This is a genomic window from Plantibacter sp. 2H11-2 (assembly GCF_050031945.1).
Lineage (GTDB): Bacteria > Actinomycetota > Actinomycetes > Actinomycetales > Microbacteriaceae > Plantibacter > Plantibacter auratus.
The window spans coordinates 180,280-200,338 of sequence record NZ_JBNBBL010000004.1 but is presented as its reverse complement, the minus strand read 5'-3'; the positions used below and the strand labels follow the sequence as shown (position 1 = coordinate 200,338).

The following is a 20,059-nucleotide window of genomic DNA, read 5'->3' as shown; positions in this document are numbered from 1 at the left end:
CTGTGTCGCGTGTGAGCGCATGGCGCGATGCAATCGCCGAGGACGCGCTTCCGGCGAGTTCGATGCCTGCCGGCGGCTGGAAAGCACCGCACAACCTCCGTGCGCGGCCGGGTGTCGTCGCGCCGGTCCACCGCGCCTCCTCACGCACCCTCGGTGCCGCGCTGCCCTTCCTTGCCGAGAGCGGCGAACCGATGGCCGGCGCATACATCGGTCCGAACCTGCTGTCTCGGTCCACGTTCTGCTTCGACCCGTGGGAGTCCTACGCCGCGGGTGTCATTCGCTCGCATTCAATGGCGATCTTCGGGGTGAAGGGCAGCGGCAAGTCCGTGCTCGCGAAGGCACTCAGCACTCGCCTGTGTCGGCTAGGCCGGAAGGTCGCGGTGCCGCACGATCCGAACGGCGAGTGGACGCGCGTCGCCACCTACGTCGGAGGTGTAACGATGCGCCTGGGCCCTGGTCAGGCCGCGCGGATCAACCCACTCGATCCGGGACCCCGCCGCGCTGACGTGAGCGATGCCGATTGGACGCAGGAAGTCCTGCAGTTCCAGCGGGCCAAGGTCCGCGCCATGGTCGCCATCCTCCGGAACACGACGGAGCTCAGCGAGATCGAGCACACGGCTATCGATCTCGCGCTTGAGCAGGTGCACCGGTCGAGCTCGACCGCGCTGGTGCCGATGGTGTGGGAAGCGCTGCGTCACCCTGAGTCCCACATCGCCGAGGAGATCGGCGCGGGCGGCCAGATGCTCGCCCACACCCTTCGTCGCGTCACGGTCGGCGATCTCGCCGACCTGATGGACCGCCCCTCAACGGTTGCCTTCGATGCGAGCACACCGATGCTGACCGTCGACACCTCGGGGCTCCTGCGCGCGAGTGCGGAGACGAAAGCACTTCTCCGCCTGGCGACGACCGATTGGATCGAGCGTGGCACCCCGGCCGGTCCTGGCCAGGCGCGGCTGATCGTGCACGAGGAGGCAGCCGTCGCCCTGCTCAACGAGGTCGCGGGCGGCGGCAATCTCGTCGGACGAGTGAGCGACGAGAAGACCGCTCGTCACAAGAGGCGGTCGAACTGCTACCTCATCCACCGCATCAACGACTTTGACGCGCTTGGCGATCGCGGGTCCGCCTTGCATGCTCAAGCCCTCGGGCTCCTGGCGGACTGCGACACCCGCGTCAACTACGCGCAGCACACCGGCGAACTCGAGCGCAGTTCGCAGGTCCTCGGATGGAACCGGACGCAGACCGAGCTTGTCCGCAAACTCCGCCGTGGCGAAGGCTTCTGGCAGATCGGACCGGAGCGGGTAGCCAAGGTCCGCAACGACTGCACACCTGGCGAACTGGCTGTCTTCCGCACAGACGGGCCCGGAGCAGCACCCCGATGACCGACCGACTCGTGCTCGTTCTCCTCGGCATCATCGCCATCGCGGCGACCGCAATCGGCATCGCCGGCGCCGTGGTGATGGTCTTCGTGCTGCTGACCTGCGGAGAGCTGTCGGCTGGACTCGGTCCGTTCGCCGCAGCTGGGCTGCTGGTCGCCAGCGGTTCGGTTCCCGCAACACCTGGTGGGGGCTGCATCGTCTCCACTGATGGCGCCCGTTGGACGGTCATCGGCATAGTGGTCCTGCTCACGATCGTCGCCGCGCTGTGCCTTGCCGGATGGTTGTCGTTCCGTGAATCCGACCGCTGGTTCCGGTCGCAGCTCCTGCGGCGCAACGGATTGGCCGGACGCAGCGAGGTGCGGCGACAGGTCTCCGAGCGGGCGCTCCGTCGAAGGGCGGGAACCCTTCGTCCGACGCTCGCGGATCCCACCGCCGATGATGTGGGCTGGCGGATCGGCACCTCGCGCGGCCTCGACGTCTACGTCTCGATCGAAGACTCCCTCCTCCTCGACGGCCCACCCCGCTCCGGCAAAGGCTGGCGGGTCATCATCTCCGCCATCCTCGACTGGAACGGCCCGCTGGTCACGACCTCCACCCGGAACGACAACCTCGCCGCGACGATGGCTCACCGCGCGAAACACGGAACCGTTACGGTCTTCGACCCGCAACAGCTCTCGGGCGTTCGCTCCGCCCTCCGGATCTCACCGGTGACCGGCTGCGCTGACCCACTCGTCGCCGAGCAACGAGCCCGGACGATCATCGCAGGCAGTGCACTTGGACGCTCCTCCACCAACCAAGAGTGGGCCGGCGCCTCGGGGACGCTGCTGGCCGCTCTGCTGCATGCAGCAGCGCTCAGCGGCGGTGGCACGACAGCGCTCCGTGACTGGGGTATGAGTCCGGTGTTGGCGGGGCGTGCAGTTGATGTGCTCGCTGACTCTGGTGCGCCTGGGTGGGCGATGGGCCTCGCGGATGTGATCGAGGGTGATGCGAAGCTACTGGGATCGAAGTGGTTCGGTGTCGCCGAGGCCCTGCGACCGCTCGCGATCCCGTCCGTGTTCGACGCGATGAACCCGGGACGCGACGAGGCGCTCGATGTCGACGAGTTTCTCGCCGGCTCGAACACGATCTATCTGATCGGCACCAAGACCGGTGCGGGAGCGGTCGGTGGGTTCCTCGGCGCGGTACTGGACGACATCGTCGAGACCGCTCGCCGCAAGGCTCTGGCCTCGCCCGGGAACCGTCTCGATCCTCCGCTCGGGCTGATCCTCGACGAGATCGCGAACATGTTCGCCTGGCCGCAGCTGCCGACGATCCTCTCGGATGGTGGCGGTATCGGGATCTCGACGATGGTCGTGCTCCAGTCGCTGTCGCAGGCGAAGTCCGCCTGGTCGGAGAGCGAGGCGGACACGATCTGGAACTCCGCCATCGCCAAGCTCATGCTCGGCGGGTCGTCCAACATCAAGCACCTGCAGGACGTGTCGAGCATGCTCGGCCAACGACAGGTGAACCGTGGGTCCGTCAGCCGCAGCGAGACGGGCACGACCCGCTCCGAACAGCGACAGCTCGAGCCGGTACTGACGGTCGATGAACTCCGCCGGCTTCCTGAAGGCATGGGCCTGCTGAGTTACCGGAACCGACGGGGTGTCCTCCTCGACGTCGAGGGATGGACCACACGACGCGACGCTCGCGAGATCGTCGCGGGCAAGCGAGCGACGGAGGCAGCCCAGCGGCAGGTCTTCACCGAGCAGTCCGAAGCCCGGCGGAAGACGCATGGCTGAGATTGGCGGATGGCGGCAGGCAGCGGAGCGTGAATTCCGGGCTCCGTTCGCGCTGGACGACGCGGACGAGGCCGGCGATGGATTCGACACCTGGCCGGCACTACCCGAGTCCGAGTACTTCGGTGTCGTCAACTGGCGGTCCTTGCCGGACGAACGCGAGCCAGAGGTCTGGCGATTGCTCGCGGAATGGGTCTCCTGGATCTGCACCCGGTACACGATCCCGGCCCGGCTCATCCCGGACTGCTGGTATCTCCACGACGGCATCGTGGAGGAACTCTCCGCGCTCTTCAGCAGCTGGGAGGTGTCGTTCGACGAAGCCGACAGCGGCGGACACGGTCCCCTCGGCTGGCACGAGCGATTCGAGTACTTCCGCTCCCGCCTTCGCCACTACAAGCCCGAGGGCTGCGCGAACGGACACCTGGAAACGGCGAGCCGCACCATGTCGGAAGGACCTGAGCTCCGCGCGCGCATCGGCCGCGCCGACCGAGATGGAACGGTCCCCTGATGCTCGTCGCGGCTCCCAAGACCCTCGACTACCAGGCCGAGGCTAGGGCGTTCTTCAAAGGGCTAAAGAAGGCAAGCCCCGAGCGCCTGCAGGCGCTGCTGAATGAGGGCGCTTACGACGTCAAGCTCAGCTTCGTGCTGTGGGAGTCTCGCGACTGGATCGCCCGCGAGCACATCCGCGAAGCGCGCGGGCTCGGGTACGGGAGGGAGAAGGCCCTCGCGAAACAGCGCACCCAGTCGTTGCTCGGCCTCTACCGCGAGGACGCCAAGCGGAACTACGTGTCGCTGCCGACGCGGGTACTACTCCCGCCGCCCCGACTCCACGAGACAACGCCGGCGGAACAGCGACTCGCGGAGCAGCGTGCCAGGAGCTTCTTCTCCGCGTTGAGTCGGGCAAGCCCTGGCCGGCTGGAGGCGCTCTACCAGGAGCGACGTGGTGGCGAACAACTGTGGAGGCTCCTCCATCCGGAGCCAGGCCGCCCGACGGCCGAAGAACGCCGGAAGATCTTCGAGTCCCGCTCACGGATCGACCCCGCAATGCGACCCACGCCGACGACCGGACCGTACAAGCGCGGGAAGGTCACCCCAGTCGGGATGACCCGTGCACGCGCACTCCAGCTGGCCGTGGAAGCGGAGAAGCGCCGCGAGGCCGAGCAACTCGCTCGCCGCGCTAGCCGGGGCCGGAACGGTCCGGCGATGAGCTGACGCGATCCACATCGGTCTCAGCGCAGAAGTTATCCACAGTCCGACGCTTGTCACCCCGCGGCCGGTGTCGCCGTCCCTACGTTCGAAGCAACGACGGACAGGACACCGAATGACTCGCTTCACCCGCATGATGCTCACCACCTTCGACGACACCGGGCTGCCATCCGAGACAGCGGCCGAGTGGCAGTGGATCAACCTCGACCACGTCGAGCGGATTCACGAACACGTCCACGAGGAGCCCATGCGCGAAGCTCCCGGTCGCCCTGTTCAGCCTCGATACCTCGCGTTCCTCGTGCTGACGTTCTGCAGTGGCGCACTCCTCGCGCTCCCGGCAGGCAGATACGACTCAGACGATGCCGCCCTCGACGGCTTGATCCACGTCCGGCAAACACAGCTCGGCGCAGGCTGACACGTTCGCCGCATTCGAGGGCGGCGGCTCATCCGGTCAATACGTCATGACGTATTGATGGACGGCCGCCCGTCACACCATCCACCCTTCCGACAAACCGTACGAATGGACGTCAACGCATGCCTCAGATAGAAGCCATCGGCTCCCGCAAGGGCGGTGTCGGTAAGACAACTGTCCTCCTGGGTCGAGCAGACGCCCTCACCCAAGAGGGGCGAAAGGTCCTCGTCATCGACCTCGACCCGCAGTCCGACGCGACAACCGTACTCGGGAGACGCGGTGAGTACACCGTCTTCGATGTCCTCTACGCGGGCGACGCAGGAACGCTCGGCGCAGCAGCGGCTCCGACCGACTGGAAAAACGTCGACCTCATCGCCGGGTCCCCGGATCTCGCGCGAATTGAGTCGGAGTCGCTCCTGACGCCTGAGTTGCGGCTCAAGACGTCCGCCTGGGGAAGCGCGCAGCTCGACGCCTACGACGACGTCCTGATAGACACGCCACCGGCGCTCGGACGACTCACGCTCAACGCGCTGCTCTGGGCGGACAGCACCATCGTCGTCACTGACCCCACCGCCTTCGGCCTCACCGGCGTCGGACAGTACCTCGAGACGGTGGCAAAGGTTCGGGCGCTCCCACACTTGAACCCCTCCCTGCGATTCGCCGGCATCGTCGTCAACCGAGTCACACCCCGACTGACCTCAGAGCACCGCTACCGCCTGGAGGAGCTCGAGGCCACCTACGGCGAAGTCCTGCTCCGCCCGTTCCTGCCAGAACGCACGGCGACGCAAGATGCGGAGAGCCGTCGGCGGCCACTTAGCTCGTTGACGACTCCCGGCGCGCTGGTCCTGACCGAGCGATTCGCTGCACTCACTGAGGTGCTGCACGGAGTGGCAGCATGAGCGCGGATGACCGTCGCCCAGCGCTGAGGAAGGCGCCGACGGTCGATGACCTCACAGCGCTGACTTCGCCCGCCGGTCGGCCCGGCGGCATGACGGATGATCTCGCCTCCCGCCGCCTGGGACCGGGTCGGCCGCGCAATCGCCGCCGGATGGAGCCGTTCTCCTCGAAGATCGAGATCTCCCTCCGGGACGACCTCGACCGCTACCTCGCGATCCACGACATCAGCATCGTCGACTTCCTCGACGAGGCGATTCGCGACCGCCTCAACCGCAATCCGTCATGACAGACGAAAAGACGCACAGACGGGCAGACGGCTATCTCGCTGACTGTCCTGATCGACAGACAGACAGCACATGCTGATCGCGTACCTCGATGAGTCCTACACGCGTGACTACTACTACATCGCTGCCGTGGTCATCGATGCGGAGCACGAGGACCGGCTCCGAGAGGCGATCGTGCGCGCGGCGGGCATTGCCGAGGCGTTCGGTCTCCCCCGTGAACTCGAACTGCACGCACACGAGATGACGGCGGGCAAAGGCGCGTGGTCTCCGCTTCGAGGTCGTCATCGAGCGGTCGCGACCATCTACCGTCGGGCGCTCGAGCTGCTCGTCGAGGTTCCCGTCGAGGTCTTCGTCCGAGGATTGGACGTCGCACGGTTACACGCGCGGTACCGGTATCCGCGCCGGCCGCACGAGATCGTCCTGCAGCACATCCTCGAAGAGCTCAGCGACCATGCTGTTGCCCGAGGCACGTGGCTGACCGTCGTCGCCGATGAACTCCCCGATCAGACCGCCCTGCACACACTCGTTCGCCGATTCCGCGACGTCGGTACGCCAGGCTATGCCTCGTCGACGCTCACCGGAATCGAGCTGCCGCTGAGCTTCCGAGCGTCGCGAGGCACCCCTGGCATCCAGGCAGCAGACCTGGTCGCCTACCTGTACCACCGGCTGGATGGCCACCCCGAAGGAGACGCTCGCGCACGTCGCTCCGCGGAGCGGTTATGGGCAGCGATCGAGCCGGCGGTCGCCCATGTCTGGGTCTGGCGCCCTTAAGCACGAAAGCCCCGCGAGGCGGGGCATCCGGCGAACAACGTTCTGGTGACCAGCCCGTCGTAGCTCTATGCTACCCCGTGGCGCGCCGCGGAAGTTCGATCTTCCTCAGCGGTCTCCGCGGGAGATGTTGATAGCGCAACGAAAGTGCCCTACCCGTTCGACTCCTAACGCGCACATACGGGGCTCAAGAATCGGGCACGTCGATGTTTAACGACGGCTACCACGTCGGCAGCATGTCGACTCGGCAGTCTTACATGCCTGCATCGTGTGCAGCGCCTGCGACACTCTGGGTGTCGACCAAACTCAGGTCGGACGCCTTTCTGCGATTGATGACCCCCAGCGCATAAGAGCAGGAGGCCTTTCAGGCGAGGCCTCATGACATCCCAAATTCGATCATGGCTCGAGTTCTCCGAAGCATGATGCGGCGCCGTCGATATACTGACGCGATAAATCGGTTCAAATTCGTCATGGCTATCGAGCCATTCTCCGGAGCTATCGCTCCAGACAATCGCCCCGCCATCTATCGCACCATTGTGCCAGAGCAAGGTACAGAGAGCCCGCCGATTCTGAATACTCAACGCTAGCAAACCACCGACGAACTGAATCGAGCCTTCTTCCCAATGTCGAGGAGTGCCAATTTCAACCGCGTTGAGCATAGTAGCGAGGCCTGGAGTGCCAGCGAACTCCCATGATCGCCTCCGATCCGTGACGTAATCCACTGAAAAAAATCGAACTTTGACGCCCGCTCGGGACGCGCTCGAGAGTATTTCCATAAGCACCCGAGCTCGATTCAAAGCACGATCAGCCGCAGTACGGTCCGGGATGTGCCTATGTTGGGATGGGTAGGATCCATCTGAATTCAGAATGCGACCGAGCAATTCGACTAAACCAGCGTCGCGCTGAAGGATTTCGATTGCTTCTAGTGCTTGCGCAGAGGTGCGAGCAAGAATGTTGCGCAACTCGTCGACAGCGAAAACTGCCTCTTCTTCATTGAGGGCGCGAGCTCTTACGAGCCTGCTGATGACCTCTCCTTCCAATAGTGCGACTGGCGGCGCGTTAGCGTCGAGTACTGTCGGTTGGGCAAGCGTAAATGCCAGTGCTCCCCAATCAAAGGGAACCCAAAGCTCCCTCAGGCTAGACAGCCCTGTCGCAGCGAAACCCCGGTATCCGCCGATGTGATCAGCATCGTCATGGGTAAGCACGAGGACAGCGGGGGCACGCTTGGCCACCTCCTCGCCCATTTCGCGAGTGAGGCCGACGTCGACGCACACTGTGTCCCCAAGCTCTGTCATGCCGTCCCCACTGCCACCGGGGACGCTTTCCCATAGGAGAGCCTCTCCGGAGAAGCTGGTTGTCTCCGGTCCAGAAGCCTTCATGCCTAGCGCGGTGAGTTTGTTAGTGATAGCGAAGTCCCTTCGTGAGGCTGCCACCTAGGAAGTATCCCGTAGTCGCCCGCCGGAGGTTCGCAACCTCACCTTCTGACGCCAGCTGGTCCTGCCGTATTGCGCCGAGACTGCAGGAGTCACCCACAACTCCGGTCCGAGCTGAGGGTGTACCGGTTGCCCCGTCGCGCTCTATCACTCCGATTTTCAACCGACTCGACGGTCGAGGACCGATACCCCTGGGAGCTCCCCGCATTCTTCCTTCACATCCCGCTGCAGCTGCAGAAGGTCCCAAGCAGCTGCGCCCGTCACAGATACGCCGCGCGCGCCGGAGCGTCGGGTCATCCCACGAACCAGCATGTAATGGGTCTGGAACACTTTGGAGCCGATGTGCTCCTGGGCGTCATGGAAGAAGACGACGTTGGAGACCGGACCCGTACCGTCGTCAAGAGACACGAAGACGACGCGCTTGCCGCCCCGCATCGGCGGGGTGTTCGTCGCCCGGCGGACGCCGGCGATGAGGACCTCGGTTCCACCGGGCAGGTCCACGAGGTCGCGTGCCGGCGTCACGCCGAGTTCGCGGAAGAGCGGGTAGAACCGTTCCATTTGGTGGCGGTTCACTGCCAGGCGCATCTCCTGCAGTTCGAGGTCAGTTTGAGTTCGACCGCGCAGCTCGAGCGAGGTGATCGTGCTGCGCTCGGGCACGGGCAGGTCGAGCTCGAAGGCGAGCTGCTCGTCGGCGATGAGCTGGGCACTCGTGGTGACTCCAACGAGGTGGGCGAGGAGTTCGTGGCGTCGTCTCGGGATGTAGTCGATGAACGCATCGAGAGCACCCACTCGAGCGAATGCCTCGAAGGTGCGGCGGCGTGGACGGACTCGGTCTCGGAAGTCCTGGAGTGAGGAGAATGGCTGGTGCCGCGCGATGCGGGCTCGTTCCTTCTCGGTACTTCCCTTCATCTCGACCAGCGACATTCGCACGCCGAGCCGGCCGTCGGGCGCGATCTCGACGACGTACTCAAGCCCCGAGCGCTGCACATCGATCGGCAGGACGGGCACGTCGAGGTGGCGCGCTTCAGCGAGGATGAGATCCTTCGGCCACATCCCCGGGTCATGAGTGAGGAGCCCGGCCATGAACTCGGCCGGGTGATGCCGCTTCAACCAGGCCGACTGGAACGTCGGTAACGCGAAGGCCGCTCCGTGCGCCTTCGCGAATCCGAAGGACCCGAAGCCAGCGAGGATCGTCCAGGCTTTGTCGATCACGGCGGGCCGGAATCCACGCGCCATCGCCCGGTCGCGCACGAAGGTTTCGATGCCGGCGAGGCGTCCGCGGTCTGCGAGCTGTCGGCGGATGACGTCGGCGGGTCCGAGACCGCAGCCGGTGAGTTCGTCGATGATCCGCATGACCTGCTCGTGGAAGACGACCACGCCGCGCGTCTCTCGGAGAATGGGCCGAAGTCTCGGGTCGATGTAGTCGGGCATCGTCTCGCCGTGCCGAACCTGGAGGTATTGCAGCGGCATGTTGTTCTGCATCGGCCCGGGACGGAAGAGTGAGATCTCCACAGTGAGGTCGTTGAAGACCTCTGGCTGTAGCTTGCCGACCAGTTCCATCTGCCCGGGAGACTCGAGCTGGAAGACACCGAGCGTGCGCGTTGAACGGAGGAGTTCATACGTGGGTTCATCGTCGAGCGGCAGGGCATCGAGTTCGATGGTCTCGCCGGTCAGCCGTTCGTGCTCCCTGACAGCGTGGGCCATGGCCGACTGCATCCGCACGCCGAGGATGTCGAGCTTGATGAGGCCCATGTTGTCCATGTCGTGCTTGTCGTACTGCGACATCGGAAGGCCCATGCCCGACAGCTGTGTCGACGTGCGGTTCAGCAGGGAGGTGTCGGACAGGATGACACCGCAGGGGTGGACGCTGATGTGGCGCGGCAGGCGATCGAGACGCTCGGTGACGTCCACGAGCAGGTCGAGTTCGCGGGACTCGCGAACCGCGTCAGCGAGGTCGGCCAGTTCTGGCTTGTCTCGGAGGGCGTCGCGGAACTCGCGGGCATTGAATCGCCACATCTGCTTGGCGATCATGTCGATCATCGACTCGTCCATGCCGAGAGCGAGGCCAGCGTCCCGGACGGCCCCGCGCGAGCGGTAGGCGTTGGTCATCGACATGAGCGTGACGCGGTCGGAGCCGAAGCGGGCGAAGACCTCGCGGTAGACGTCGTGTCGGCGGGCGGACTCGACGTCGAGGTCGATGTCGGGCAGGTTGGTGCGTTCCGGCGAGAGGAAGCGTTCGAAGATGAGCCCGTTGCTGATTGGCTCGACCGACGACGTGTGGAGGGCGTAGTTGAGGACGGACCCGACGCCCGAGCCACGCGCTTGAATGCGTATCCCCATCTCACGGATGATGTCGGCGACCTTGGCGACCGTCAGGAAGTAGGACGGCATGCCGAGCTGCTCAACGATCCGCATTTCGTGTTCGAGCGCCCGGTGCGCGTCTTCCAGTGAAGGCATCCCCGGCCGCGTGTACCGTTCATCGACGCCAGCACGCGCCCGCTCCCAGAGCGCCTGATGAGGATCTCCGCTGATGCCAATCACCGAGGCCTCCGGCATGCGGGGCTGCTTCCAGCCGACGTCGGACACGGGGTCGAGGGCGCACCGTTCGGCGAGGCGCTCGGTCTCGGTAAGTAGTCGTTGCACCGCCCCGCCATCGTGTGTACCGGCGCCGACGATCATCCTGGCGATCTGCCGCATCTGGTTTGCGGGCTTTAACCAGGCCTGTCCGTTCACCTGCAGCTCGTTCAGGTCGTCGAGCTCGGCCAGCGGACGCAAGAATCTCGCGGCGTCCGCCAAGTCTGCGGTGGCGGCCTCGTCCGGAAGTCCGTATCGAACGGCGTTGGTGAGCACCGCAGGGATGCTGGCGGACTCCGCGAGGCTGAGCATCCGAGTCGCGGCCGCTACATTGCCCCGGACCCCTTGATCGGTGAGATGACAGACGACCTCGATCACGAGATGACGCGCTGGTAGCTGGTCCCGCCACCGATCGAGAGCCGCACCGGCGCCGGCGTGATCCCGGTGCTCGATCGCCTGCCCGACATCGGACTCAGGTCCGAGCATCACCGTCAGTGCGGGATCGTCGGCGAGGATCGCGGCGAGTTCATCGCGAAGGATCGCCGGTCTCTCGCGACGCCCGTGTGCAGCGCTGACCGCCCGACACAGTTGAGCGAAACCAGCTCCGCGGTTCTGACCATGCGCGAGCAGGACGATCCGGCCGATCGGCTCCTGATGTTCGTCCAGGACGGCGAGGTCGGCCCCCAGCCCCGGTGAGATGCCCGCAGCCAGGCACGCTCCGACGTGTTTCGGTGCTCCGTAGAGGCCGTCGCGGTCGGTCAGGGCGAGGAACGATGCCCCGTCTTCCGCTGCGAGACCGGCCAACGCGGCGCTCGACGTGACGCCATAGTGTGCGGAGAGGTGGGAGGCGACGTGGAGGTGGGAGAAGCTCACGTCCAGGCGACCGCGAGGGTCCATCTTCCGGTGGTGTCGCGGCGGAGGTCGTAGCGGGTGGGCTCCTCGTCGCCTCGCACTGCGTCGACCCGCCACGTCTCGATATCGATGCGGGCTGGCGAGGAGTCGCCTGTCCACCAGGCTTGGCGGGAGAACAGCGCTTGTGGTTGGCCGATGACCCGGTGTTCGAACCGTTTCCATACGAACGCCAGCGGATCGCCGTCCGCCGCGAGATCAACATCTACTGCTTCGTCGACGATCGTTGCCATGCCGCACCTCCGAGATTCGAACACGTGTTCGATGAAGCGAGTGTACGTCGTGTCGGCGACAACGGACGAACCCATCTCTCAACCCCCGCGATCCGCGGCACCCGGAAGCGTCAGATGCTCATTTCGGCTGCGGCCGTCATCCGGGCCGCGCGCTCAAGGTCGACCCGCGCCGCGTGCCGTGTGGCGTTCACGGTCGCTTCGGTAGCGCCGAGCGCAAGCAACTCGGCGATCTGCTCACGGAGGTCGAAGACTCTCGGCGGGAGCACCAGGGTGTTCTGGAGCTTTCCGCGAGTGAGACCGACGTAGACGGCCGCATCGTTCACTGCACCCGACGTGTAGCTGACGTCTGCGGTCTCACCTTGGGCGCCATGCGCCGTGGATGCGTAGGCCAGGTGGACATGCTCAGCGATGTAGCTCGCGGGCACGTTTCGAACGCGACTTGGGTCCGAAACGGATTCGAGCGAGGCGTGCTCACCGGCGATTCTGCGGACTCGCCAGAGCTGACGGTTGCTCACGCCTAGGTTCTTCTCGTTGGCTCGGCTCTGGACGAGGTCCCCCTCGTAGATGGGTTGCGAGTCCTGCGCGAAGAGAACGGACCTTGCCTGCAGCTCGCCTCGCGAGAGCCGGAGTCGCTGGATCGTGTCGTTGATGCGCTGCGCCTCCTCGTTCGTCGCCGTCACCAACCCAACACTTAGCCCTGCCGCGGTGTCTGCGAGATACCGTTCGGCGAGGAAGGCCGTCGGATCCTGGTCAGGCTCCAGCTCGACGACATGGCCACCGGCGATGAGACGATCTGCCACGGCTAGCCGATCATCTTGGCTCCGTGCATCGCGCAGAGCGACCGTGAGCTGCGCGTACTCGCGGTCGACCGTTCCGTCCGGTTTGCGGAAGCGGTGGACGTCCTCGAGATCGACGAGTGCTGTCGCGGCCTCGGTCGCCAGCAGCATTGCTCCGGAGTGTCCGACTGGGCGCAACTGCATCGGGTCGCCGACGAAGGCCAGGTCGATGCCAGTTTGCTCTGCGGTGATGCAGAGCGCGCGTGCTGCCTCGAGGTCGAGCATGCCTGCCTCGTCGACGATGACGCGGTCGTTGCGTCGGAGTCGGTAGCGGGGAGCGATCGGATTGGCTGGACGTTCCCAGGTCCAGACGTCACGGCCGACTTCGTCTGTCTTCCAGGTCCAGCCGTGTGCTCGAAGTAGCTCGTGCACGCTCGTTGCATCGGCGTCCGTCTCGGCACCGGCGACCTGGGCGGCCTTCCGCGTTGGTGCAAGCAGGAGCGGGCGACGGCCATTGCGGCGGAGCAGGTCGCAGGCGACGCGCAGCATGGCCGTCTTGCCTGTTCCTGCAGGGCCGGTCACTGCGACGAGCCGATCAGTGCCCGCCAATACTGCGGCGGCGGCTCGTTGACCGGCGTCGAGCGAGCGGCCGGTTGGAAGGGACGCGCGCTCGGCGCGGGAGACCGCCTCTTCGGTCAGAGACCGTCCGGGGGACGTGAGTGCGACCATGCGTCGGTCGACGTCCCGCTTCAGCGTCGCGGTGTGGTTGGAGAGGTAGCCCTTCACTTGCGGAGGAACTTCGTCGGCGCCGAGCAGGTCCGTGCAGCCCTTGTCGACGGCGCGCTGAAGCACCTGCTCGATGAGTGGTTCGAGCTCGGAGCGTTCAGCGACAATTCCCGTTGTGGCGAGTGCCCGGAGCACGCCGGCGTGGACGTCGAATCGGCTGAATCGTCCTCCACTCGGGGTCGAGCGTTGGTCAGCATCGGCGACCGCCCGCCTCGCGAGCAGATCGATGTCGAGATCATCGAGGTTGCTCACTACCGGTGCCGCTGGCGCTCGCTTCTCGGCCAGTTTCGGGTCAAGTTCGATGATCTCGTCCCGGACCAGGTTCACCCAGTCCGCTTCGTCGATTGCGGGAGGTTTCGCGGGGCGCTCGTGCGCGTAGGCCCACTGATCGATGGCGGTCAGGTCCTGCGGCGTAGGTTCAACGCCGGGGTGTTCGAGCCGCCACTCATCGAGCCGGTTGGCGCGGTTCCGCTCGATCTGACGCGACCGCTTCGACAACGGCCGCACAATGTGAGCGAGCTGCTCGATCTCGCCGTCGTCGCCGATACTGAAACCCCTCCGGGCGAGCGCAGCGATCCACTCCGGGTCTGTCCTGGCAGCGAGGTCGCCTTCTGCGTTGATGACGGTCTGGAAGCGGAGTGCCACGCGGGAGTCGATGTTGCTCCAACGCCCGTCCTCTCCGAGCACCTTGATGTTGAGCCACAGGTGCCGGTGCTGGTGGGGATCGAGCGCACGCGAGCGGGCGTGGCGGAGCTCCACGATCTCGATGCGAGTCAGCGGCATGCGACGGTGGCCTGCTTTCCCGCGACGGGCGTTGAGCTCATGCTGCCAGGCGAGGATGATGCGTGCGCGGAGGCGATCTTGAAGTGCGTCGTAAGCTGCCGCGATCTCTGGATCGACGATCGCCGCGATGGAGAACGACTTCGACGCGTTGATGGTGGCATCGAGGAGCAGGTCCGCTCGAGGTGACGGATTCCGGACGCCACGCATGACCTCGGTGTCGGGATCACGGCCGGCGACCCAGGCGGCCAGTTTCTGTCGGTCGAGCTGGTCAGAGGTGACCTGTTCGTTCTCTACGATGAAGCGGGTGACGGTCTCGGGTGCGTAACCGAGCGCGCGGGCGATGCCAGCGGGGGTGCCGACAGTTGCATCGCAGGAACCATCGAGCGCATAGTCGACGGCCTGCTTGAGTCCTTGCGAGGCCAAGCCTCGCTTCCATCTGACCATGCCGCCGCGCACGAGTGTCTCCTGCCCCGGGCGGTCGTTCCACCTCGTTAGTTCTTGCCGCTGCCGGACAGCTCCGGCGGACCAGGCCACGCCGGTGCCTGCGTGCATTCCACCAATCGATAGCGTTCATCGCGATGCACGTCTGGGATAAATGAGCGCTTCTAGTCACCTGCTGCCATCATCGTCGTATGACCGATTCCCAGTGGCGTTCAGTGCAAGGCACTCTCATGACTAGCGAACCAATTGCCGCGTACGGCGGGATCACGATTCCCTCGGAGACCCTCAACAACCTGGCTGAGCAGATGACCGTAGGTCGACTTCCGTTTCACCTGGAACACGATCTGTCGAAGCCCTTGCGCATTCGGGGCACCAGAGCGTTCGTTGTAACCCGTGCCGACGGGATCGATGAACTCCGATTCGAAGCAGAGATGCATGAAGACGACTTGCCTCTGTTGGAGCTGAACAGGGGGATGTCAGTCACGATGCGAGTTCCTCTAGAGCGGGATGGCGCGGCGGAGGAGCGCTCGAACGCGACGCTGGAGGTGAGCGCGGACCACGCATGGTTTGAAGATGACGCACTGTTCGAAACCGAGAAGAGTCTTCTGGCCCTAGGGATAGCTCCCGAGACCCTCCGTGTCGAACGGACCTATCAATTTGGACTCGTTCCCGCGCCGCAGATCTTCTTGGACGTTATCTACCCTCTCGTCGTCTCGCTTGGAGCAGCTGCGATGTGGGACGGCATCAAGGTCCTGTTCCGACGTCGTAGAACACCTAGTGGTGGTTCCGCCGAGACCCCCTCCGTCATCAACATCTCGGTCTTCGACGGCGACCGCTCGCTTCAGGCAGTCGTGACCACGCGCGACGAAGCCATCGCGCAGCAAGCATTCGAGTCGATAGGACCAATCATGGAAGAGTTTTTCCGATCGGCACCAGCTTCACAGACAAGTGGTGAGGAAAGACAACCGGTGGTCACCTGGGACGCCGAGGCGCTTAGGTGGACGGCGCCCAACTGATGGGGCAGTTCTAGATGTACCTCAACTCTCAACAGACCAAAGCTAACTTGCTCGGTGCCCCGCGAAGCGTCTAGGGCGCACGATGGCCAGCTACGATCTCCCGGTTCCCCGGGGAGTCGTACAGTTCATCGATGGAGGACGCGCCTGTGCCTCGGTGAGATTCTCATTGGAGTTCAACAGCGAGGCCGCAGAGTTCGTGAGCGAAGATAGCGGAGGGTCGGACTCAAGTTCGTCCTGAAGGCTCTTCGAAGCGCCCGCGTGCGCAACTGACGGGGCGCTCACCGGTGTCGATTATTGCCTCCGTGTCGGGTATATGTGCTTTTCTTGCGTCGCTTCCTATGGCTAAGCGCGACTCCGCGGAACGTATCTCGTCCTGTGTTTGATGGGCACGTCGACTCAGCCTTCCTCCCGGCTTTCGGAGCGTCGAGTTGCATTGATCGGCGTTCGGAGGCGGCGGACCGCAGCATCGCTTGGCGCCCTAGTCCGCTGCGATTCGTCTGTCTGCGCAAGAGCAGGAGGTAACGCACCAGCGTTCACCTCAACTCGCGCAAGCGACGGAAGGACACTATGGCACTGCCCCTCTCACTGCAACTCGCAGCGACCGCGTTGAGTGCGACCGCGCTCGGTACGCCCGGTCCAGCGATCCCCCTCGACGCGCCAGCACCCGCCTCCATCGTCACGGCCTCGGGCTCCGCGAGCCCCTCGGTAGCGGAAATGGGCGACTGCGTCGGCTTCGCACTCGACGTCTCTGGCACCCAGGACGGCATCGCGATCGAACCGATCACAGCGGCGCTCACCGGACCCTACGACGGCTGGCCATTGGTCGGTTCGATCGCCGACGCAGCGACGGTCGGCTCGTTCTCCGCGACCTGGACAGGCTCCGAGTGGAGCTACGACGGCGACTGCGTGAGCGTCTCGGCCGCCGGCGGGTACGCCTGGACGCTCGACAACCCGAACGATCCGGAGGGTCTCGACCTGATCATCCATGAGTCGTCCGTCGTCGATATCACCGAACCGGCCGTCATCGACCCGGAGGAGGGCGGAGAGACCGAGCCACCAGTCGATGAAGAGGAGGAGGACGGCGGGACAGCGATCGATGTCGTTGCAGATCGCTCTGGCGGGAGTCTCGGGACCAAGCGCCCGCAGCTCGCGGTGACCGGGGCGAACGAAGATCTTCTCATCGCCGGCGCTGCGGCGGGTCTGCTCGCGATCGCGGCGGGCGTGGCCCTCGCCGTACGGAGCCGACGAGGCCGAGCTCGGGTGGAGGAGGCCGCATGAGCCGCCGCATCCTGAGCGCGGCCGGCGCGTCGATTCTGCTTGCCACCACGCTGAGCTTGCCTGCCCTTTCCGCGAGCGCTTCGGTTCCCGCCGCGGAGGACACGTCAGCCACTGCGGACAGCACCGCTCCATCTCCTCGAGCGACCACCGCCTACGGATGGGGCCAGCTCGTGAACTACGTCACCCCGGACGGCTCTCTTGCCTACTGCATCGATGTCCAAGCCGACTGGCCGTCTGGTGCCACCGGCGGCGGAACTCTCGTCGGCGGTATCGGCGAAACAGCCGGGACGCGCGACGTCGGCGGCACGGAACTCGCGATGCTCAACGCCGGCCTCTCCCAGTTCGGGCAGACCACCGACAACGACACCGCAGCAGCCGTGGCCGCGTTCGTCTACGCCTTCACCTCGCAGAACCACCCCGGCTATGACGGCGCCATCCATTACATCGGCCAGAAGGCCGACGGTCACGACGTCGCTGTGACTGCAGCGTTCAACAGCATCTGGGCATGGGTCGGTGAGAACTGGGCTGCCGCAGCCGGCTCGAACACGGCGACCACAACCATCTCCATGACCGACAGCACCACCGGATACATCGACGTGAGCGTCGACCCCGCCGCGGCCACCGGCACTCTCACCCTCACCGGCGCGCACGAGACCAGCACGGGCGCGACCTCGGTGGCCGTCGGCAACGGATCCCGCGTCGACATCACCGGCGATCCAGCCGACGGCATCGCGGACTACGACATCCGCGCCGACGGCTCCTGGAGCACGCCTGGCGGTTACGCCTCCGAGGCATGGATGTACGAGACGCCCGGCCAACAGCGCCTCGCCCGCGGCAGCGACAACCGCTCCCCCATCCCGTTCACCTCGGCTGCCAGCATCACCGCCTCGACGACTTTCCAGCCGATCGTGACGAGCGAGATGCAGCAGACCCTCGTCCCCGTCGGCGGCACCATCGTCGACCACGCCACCTGCGACCTCTCCCCCGACAGCACCAGCACCACCTGGCGACGCAACCAAGACGGCAACGGCGTCGAAGTCACCTGGGACGTCGCGATCTACGCAAAGCTTCCAGGCGAAGACAGCCTCCCCGATGTCCCGGAAGGGCGGCCGGCGCTCGGCACGGCCACCGCCAGCTGCGACGGGGTCGGCGACGTCATGGAAGCCTCCTTCCCCCACCCCGACGCAGCCGACGGCCCGATCACCGCCGTCTGGTCACTCGACCTCAACAAGCAGTCCGACACGACCAAGTCCGTCCTGCAGGGACCGTGGCATGACGCGTTCGGGCTACTCGAGGAGACCACGGTCATCCCCCGCGTCACAACGAAGGCCGTACCGACGGCGATGGAGGGAGAGCAGTACGGCGACACCGCCCACCATGAAGATGTCACTCTCTACCCCGACACCGCCGTGCAGACCTTCACCGCCTACCGCATCACCGACGGCCAGCCCGTCTGCGACGCCACGACCGAATACCTGCCGGAGTCGGCGCCGATCCTGGTCAACAGCCGCACGGATGTCCCCGGGCCGACCTTCACCGCCACCCGCGACATGGGCACCGGGGTCAACTGGATTGAACGCACCTATGCCGACGACACGAAGCAGGTGCTCCTCAGCGAAGGTGTCTGTGGGCAGGAGGGTGAGCAGACCCTCTTCATCGACCGCCCCGGCCAGAAGCTCGCGAGCACCGGCTTCGACGGCACCATGCTCGCCGCCGGCGGTGCTGCCACGATGCTCCTCGGCGCCGCACCATTCGTTGTTCGTGGTGTCGCGCGGCGTCGAGCCAGCCTGACCGACTTGAGCGAGGGGGCCGCAGGATGACAGAAGAGCAGACGGTCCCCTCGTCGGACCTGAGCCAGGACCAGCAAGGGTGGGTGGAAACGTATCAGCGCGGGCAACAATTCCGAGACCCGGAGCCGGACGATGAGAAGCTGTTCGACGACTCCGAGGACGTTCACGGCGACGACCCCCGGCCGGAGGCAGATGTGCAACGCAGAATCGCAGAGGCACAGATGGATCTCCTCCTCCGCTTCACCGGGGCGTCGGACTACGCAGGCGGCAACGACCCCGACTCATGGCTCGACACGTTCTACGCATTGGCAGGGAAATGGCACGGCCAACACGCGGCGATCGACGAACAACTGGAGAGCATTGACCAAGTTCTCTCGCAGACCGGCGGGCCGCTCTGGCGTCCGGACTCGTACCTCCCATTGGACAAGGTTCACCAAGCTTCGGTAGATGCCGTGCCTGCGAGCCCAGAAACCGCGCCGTCGACCTCCGCTTCGAGCTGGCGAGAGCCACCCCGTCTCATCGACTGGACTCCCGACGAGGACCCAGCCGCGGGATACCTTCGGGACCTCCACGCCAGTCGCCAAGAGGCACGGGAGTCGGGCCTGTTCGAACACTCCGTAGACGCACCGGACGTCGCTTCGAGCAGCCGATTTGCCGAACTGGCTCGGAAGCTCTCGAAGAGAGTCCATCGACCACACCCACACGCTGCTTCCAACGACGCTCATCCGCCGCATCAGTCGGTGTCCGGCCGAGGTCTTGAACTTTAGTGATCGGTTCTCGGCCGTGGGCTAGACCGACCCCCAAAAACACCCGACACGTGGTGTCCAACCAACCATGCCCGCGTCAGCGTCCCTGGTGAGGCGACCGTGCGCGGTAGCCAAGAATTGCGACCTCTCACCTAGCGTTGTTCGAAGCCGCGGAGGGGCTGCGAACGCAGCCAGGGTCGCACTGGTGCCAGAACCGCGAACTCCAGCCGCCAGGTTGGTGTCGGTTCCGCCAAGCGCATCCGGAAGTCCGGCCAGAAACGCGCCCGAGCTGTTCCCTGAAAGAACCTCAAACCCAGCCAGATACACCCACAGTGCTGTCCTGACAAACATCTGCAGATGCACAACTGTCACACTTTTTCTGAACAGAGCCGGAAACCCCCGCGGCTGAAGTCCGGCAGCCAGTCGCGTCGTCGACTCCTTCATACTGTAAGCGCCAGGCGCATCCCGATCTCGCAACAGTAGAACAGCGCGTCGCGGAGCTGGCCGCTCGCGTGCGCAGGGCCGGACGATCCGCCGATGACCTGGCATCTACTTCATGGTCGTTCGATGCCGGCG

The 20,059-nt window shown here is 65.3% G+C and carries 15 protein-coding genes; 12 read left to right on the top strand and 3 right to left on the bottom strand.

Going from position 1 to position 20,059, the window contains the following annotated elements; translation table 11 throughout:
• Positions 1–11 precede the first annotated feature (11 nt).
• From ACQG07_RS10410 to ACQG07_RS10375, 8 genes are all read left to right on the top strand, one after another.
• Complete coding sequence (locus tag ACQG07_RS10410; RefSeq protein WP_426738235.1) at positions 12–1,379, top strand: helicase HerA domain-containing protein; 1,368 nt, start codon at positions 12–14, stop codon at positions 1,377–1,379.
• A complete protein-coding gene (locus ACQG07_RS10405; RefSeq protein WP_426738234.1) occupies positions 1,376–3,154 on the top strand; it encodes a type IV secretory system conjugative DNA transfer family protein in 1,779 nt (592 codons plus the stop codon). The genes ACQG07_RS10410 and ACQG07_RS10405 overlap by 4 nt, the downstream gene beginning before the upstream one ends.
• Positions 3,147–3,659, top strand: a complete 513-nt coding sequence (locus ACQG07_RS10400) for a hypothetical protein (RefSeq protein ID WP_426738233.1) — start codon at positions 3,147–3,149, stop codon at positions 3,657–3,659. The genes ACQG07_RS10405 and ACQG07_RS10400 overlap by 8 nt, the downstream gene beginning before the upstream one ends.
• Complete coding sequence (locus ACQG07_RS10395; protein WP_426738232.1) at positions 3,659–4,363, top strand: hypothetical protein; 705 nt, start codon at positions 3,659–3,661, stop codon at positions 4,361–4,363. Before ACQG07_RS10400 ends, ACQG07_RS10395 begins: the two co-directional genes overlap by 1 nt.
• Positions 4,364–4,472: 109 nt before the next feature.
• Positions 4,473–4,772 (top strand): hypothetical protein, encoded by a 300-nt coding sequence (locus tag ACQG07_RS10390; protein WP_426738231.1) that lies wholly within the window; start codon positions 4,473–4,475, stop codon positions 4,770–4,772.
• A 119-nt stretch (positions 4,773–4,891) separates the two neighbouring features.
• Positions 4,892–5,668 (top strand): ParA family protein, encoded by a 777-nt coding sequence (locus tag ACQG07_RS10385; RefSeq protein ID WP_426738230.1) that lies wholly within the window; start codon positions 4,892–4,894, stop codon positions 5,666–5,668.
• On the top strand, positions 5,665–5,952 hold the full coding sequence (locus ACQG07_RS10380; RefSeq protein WP_138944935.1) for a hypothetical protein: 288 nt from the start codon (positions 5,665–5,667) through the stop codon (positions 5,950–5,952). Before ACQG07_RS10385 ends, ACQG07_RS10380 begins: the two co-directional genes overlap by 4 nt.
• Before the next feature lie 70 nt (positions 5,953–6,022).
• Positions 6,023–6,721 carry a DUF3800 domain-containing protein gene (locus ACQG07_RS10375; protein ID WP_426738229.1) on the top strand — a complete coding sequence of 233 codons (699 nt, stop codon included), beginning with the start codon at positions 6,023–6,025 and terminating at the stop codon, positions 6,719–6,721.
• 1,589 nt (positions 6,722–8,310) lie between these two features.
• On the opposite strand, the gene dnaE is transcribed toward ACQG07_RS10375, so the two are convergent.
• From dnaE to ACQG07_RS10360, 3 genes are all read right to left on the bottom strand, one after another.
• On the bottom strand, positions 8,311–11,598 hold the full coding sequence (gene dnaE, locus ACQG07_RS10370; protein WP_426738228.1) for a DNA polymerase III subunit alpha: 3,288 nt from the start codon (positions 11,596–11,598) through the stop codon (positions 8,311–8,313).
• Positions 11,595–11,867 carry a hypothetical protein gene (locus tag ACQG07_RS10365; protein ID WP_426738227.1) on the bottom strand — a complete coding sequence of 91 codons (273 nt, stop codon included), beginning with the start codon at positions 11,865–11,867 and terminating at the stop codon, positions 11,595–11,597. Before ACQG07_RS10365 ends, dnaE begins: the two co-directional genes overlap by 4 nt.
• 110 nt (positions 11,868–11,977) lie before the next feature.
• Complete coding sequence (locus ACQG07_RS10360; RefSeq protein ID WP_426738226.1) at positions 11,978–14,656, bottom strand: AAA family ATPase; 2,679 nt, start codon at positions 14,654–14,656, stop codon at positions 11,978–11,980.
• A gap of 188 nt (positions 14,657–14,844) precedes the next feature.
• On the opposite strand from ACQG07_RS10360, the gene ACQG07_RS10355 reads away from it, so the two are divergent.
• From ACQG07_RS10355 to ACQG07_RS10340, 4 genes are all read left to right on the top strand, one after another.
• The gene (locus ACQG07_RS10355; protein WP_426738225.1) at positions 14,845–15,669 is read left to right on the top strand and encodes a hypothetical protein; all 825 of its coding nucleotides are present in this window, start codon (positions 14,845–14,847) and stop codon (positions 15,667–15,669) included.
• A gap of 567 nt (positions 15,670–16,236) precedes the next feature.
• Positions 16,237–16,947: a hypothetical protein gene (locus ACQG07_RS10350; protein ID WP_426738224.1), complete on the top strand. Its 711-nt coding sequence runs from the start codon at positions 16,237–16,239 to the stop codon at positions 16,945–16,947.
• Entirely contained in the window at positions 16,944–18,767 is a 1,824-nt protein-coding gene (locus ACQG07_RS10345; RefSeq protein WP_426738223.1) for a hypothetical protein, read from the top strand. The genes ACQG07_RS10350 and ACQG07_RS10345 overlap by 4 nt, the downstream gene beginning before the upstream one ends.
• On the top strand, positions 18,764–19,504 hold the full coding sequence (locus ACQG07_RS10340) for a hypothetical protein (protein WP_426738222.1): 741 nt from the start codon (positions 18,764–18,766) through the stop codon (positions 19,502–19,504). The genes ACQG07_RS10345 and ACQG07_RS10340 overlap by 4 nt, the downstream gene beginning before the upstream one ends.
• Positions 19,505–20,059 lie beyond the last annotated feature (555 nt).

Bases quoted from the DNA above. Each gene is read 5' to 3' on its own strand.
- ACQG07_RS10350 (WP_426738224.1), top strand. From the start codon at position 16,237: ATGGCACTGCCCCTCTCACTGCAACTCGCAGCGACCGCGTTGAGTGCG.
- ACQG07_RS10390 (WP_426738231.1), top strand. From the start codon at position 4,473: ATGACTCGCTTCACCCGCATGATGCTCACCACCTTCGACGACACCGGG.
- ACQG07_RS10405 (WP_426738234.1), top strand. From the start codon at position 1,376: ATGACCGACCGACTCGTGCTCGTTCTCCTCGGCATCATCGCCATCGCG.
- ACQG07_RS10395 (WP_426738232.1), top strand. From the start codon at position 3,659: ATGCTCGTCGCGGCTCCCAAGACCCTCGACTACCAGGCCGAGGCTAGG.
- ACQG07_RS10375 (WP_426738229.1), top strand. From the start codon at position 6,023: ATGCTGATCGCGTACCTCGATGAGTCCTACACGCGTGACTACTACTAC.
- ACQG07_RS10360 (WP_426738226.1), bottom strand. From the start codon at position 14,656: ATGGTCAGATGGAAGCGAGGCTTGGCCTCGCAAGGACTCAAGCAGGCC.
- ACQG07_RS10385 (WP_426738230.1), top strand. From the start codon at position 4,892: ATGCCTCAGATAGAAGCCATCGGCTCCCGCAAGGGCGGTGTCGGTAAG.
- ACQG07_RS10340 (WP_426738222.1), top strand. From the start codon at position 18,764: ATGACAGAAGAGCAGACGGTCCCCTCGTCGGACCTGAGCCAGGACCAG.
- ACQG07_RS10355 (WP_426738225.1), top strand. From the start codon at position 14,845: ATGACCGATTCCCAGTGGCGTTCAGTGCAAGGCACTCTCATGACTAGC.
- ACQG07_RS10365 (WP_426738227.1), bottom strand. From the start codon at position 11,867: ATGGCAACGATCGTCGACGAAGCAGTAGATGTTGATCTCGCGGCGGAC.
- ACQG07_RS10345 (WP_426738223.1), top strand. From the start codon at position 16,944: ATGAGCCGCCGCATCCTGAGCGCGGCCGGCGCGTCGATTCTGCTTGCC.
- ACQG07_RS10380 (WP_138944935.1), top strand. From the start codon at position 5,665: ATGAGCGCGGATGACCGTCGCCCAGCGCTGAGGAAGGCGCCGACGGTC.
- ACQG07_RS10400 (WP_426738233.1), top strand. From the start codon at position 3,147: ATGGCTGAGATTGGCGGATGGCGGCAGGCAGCGGAGCGTGAATTCCGG.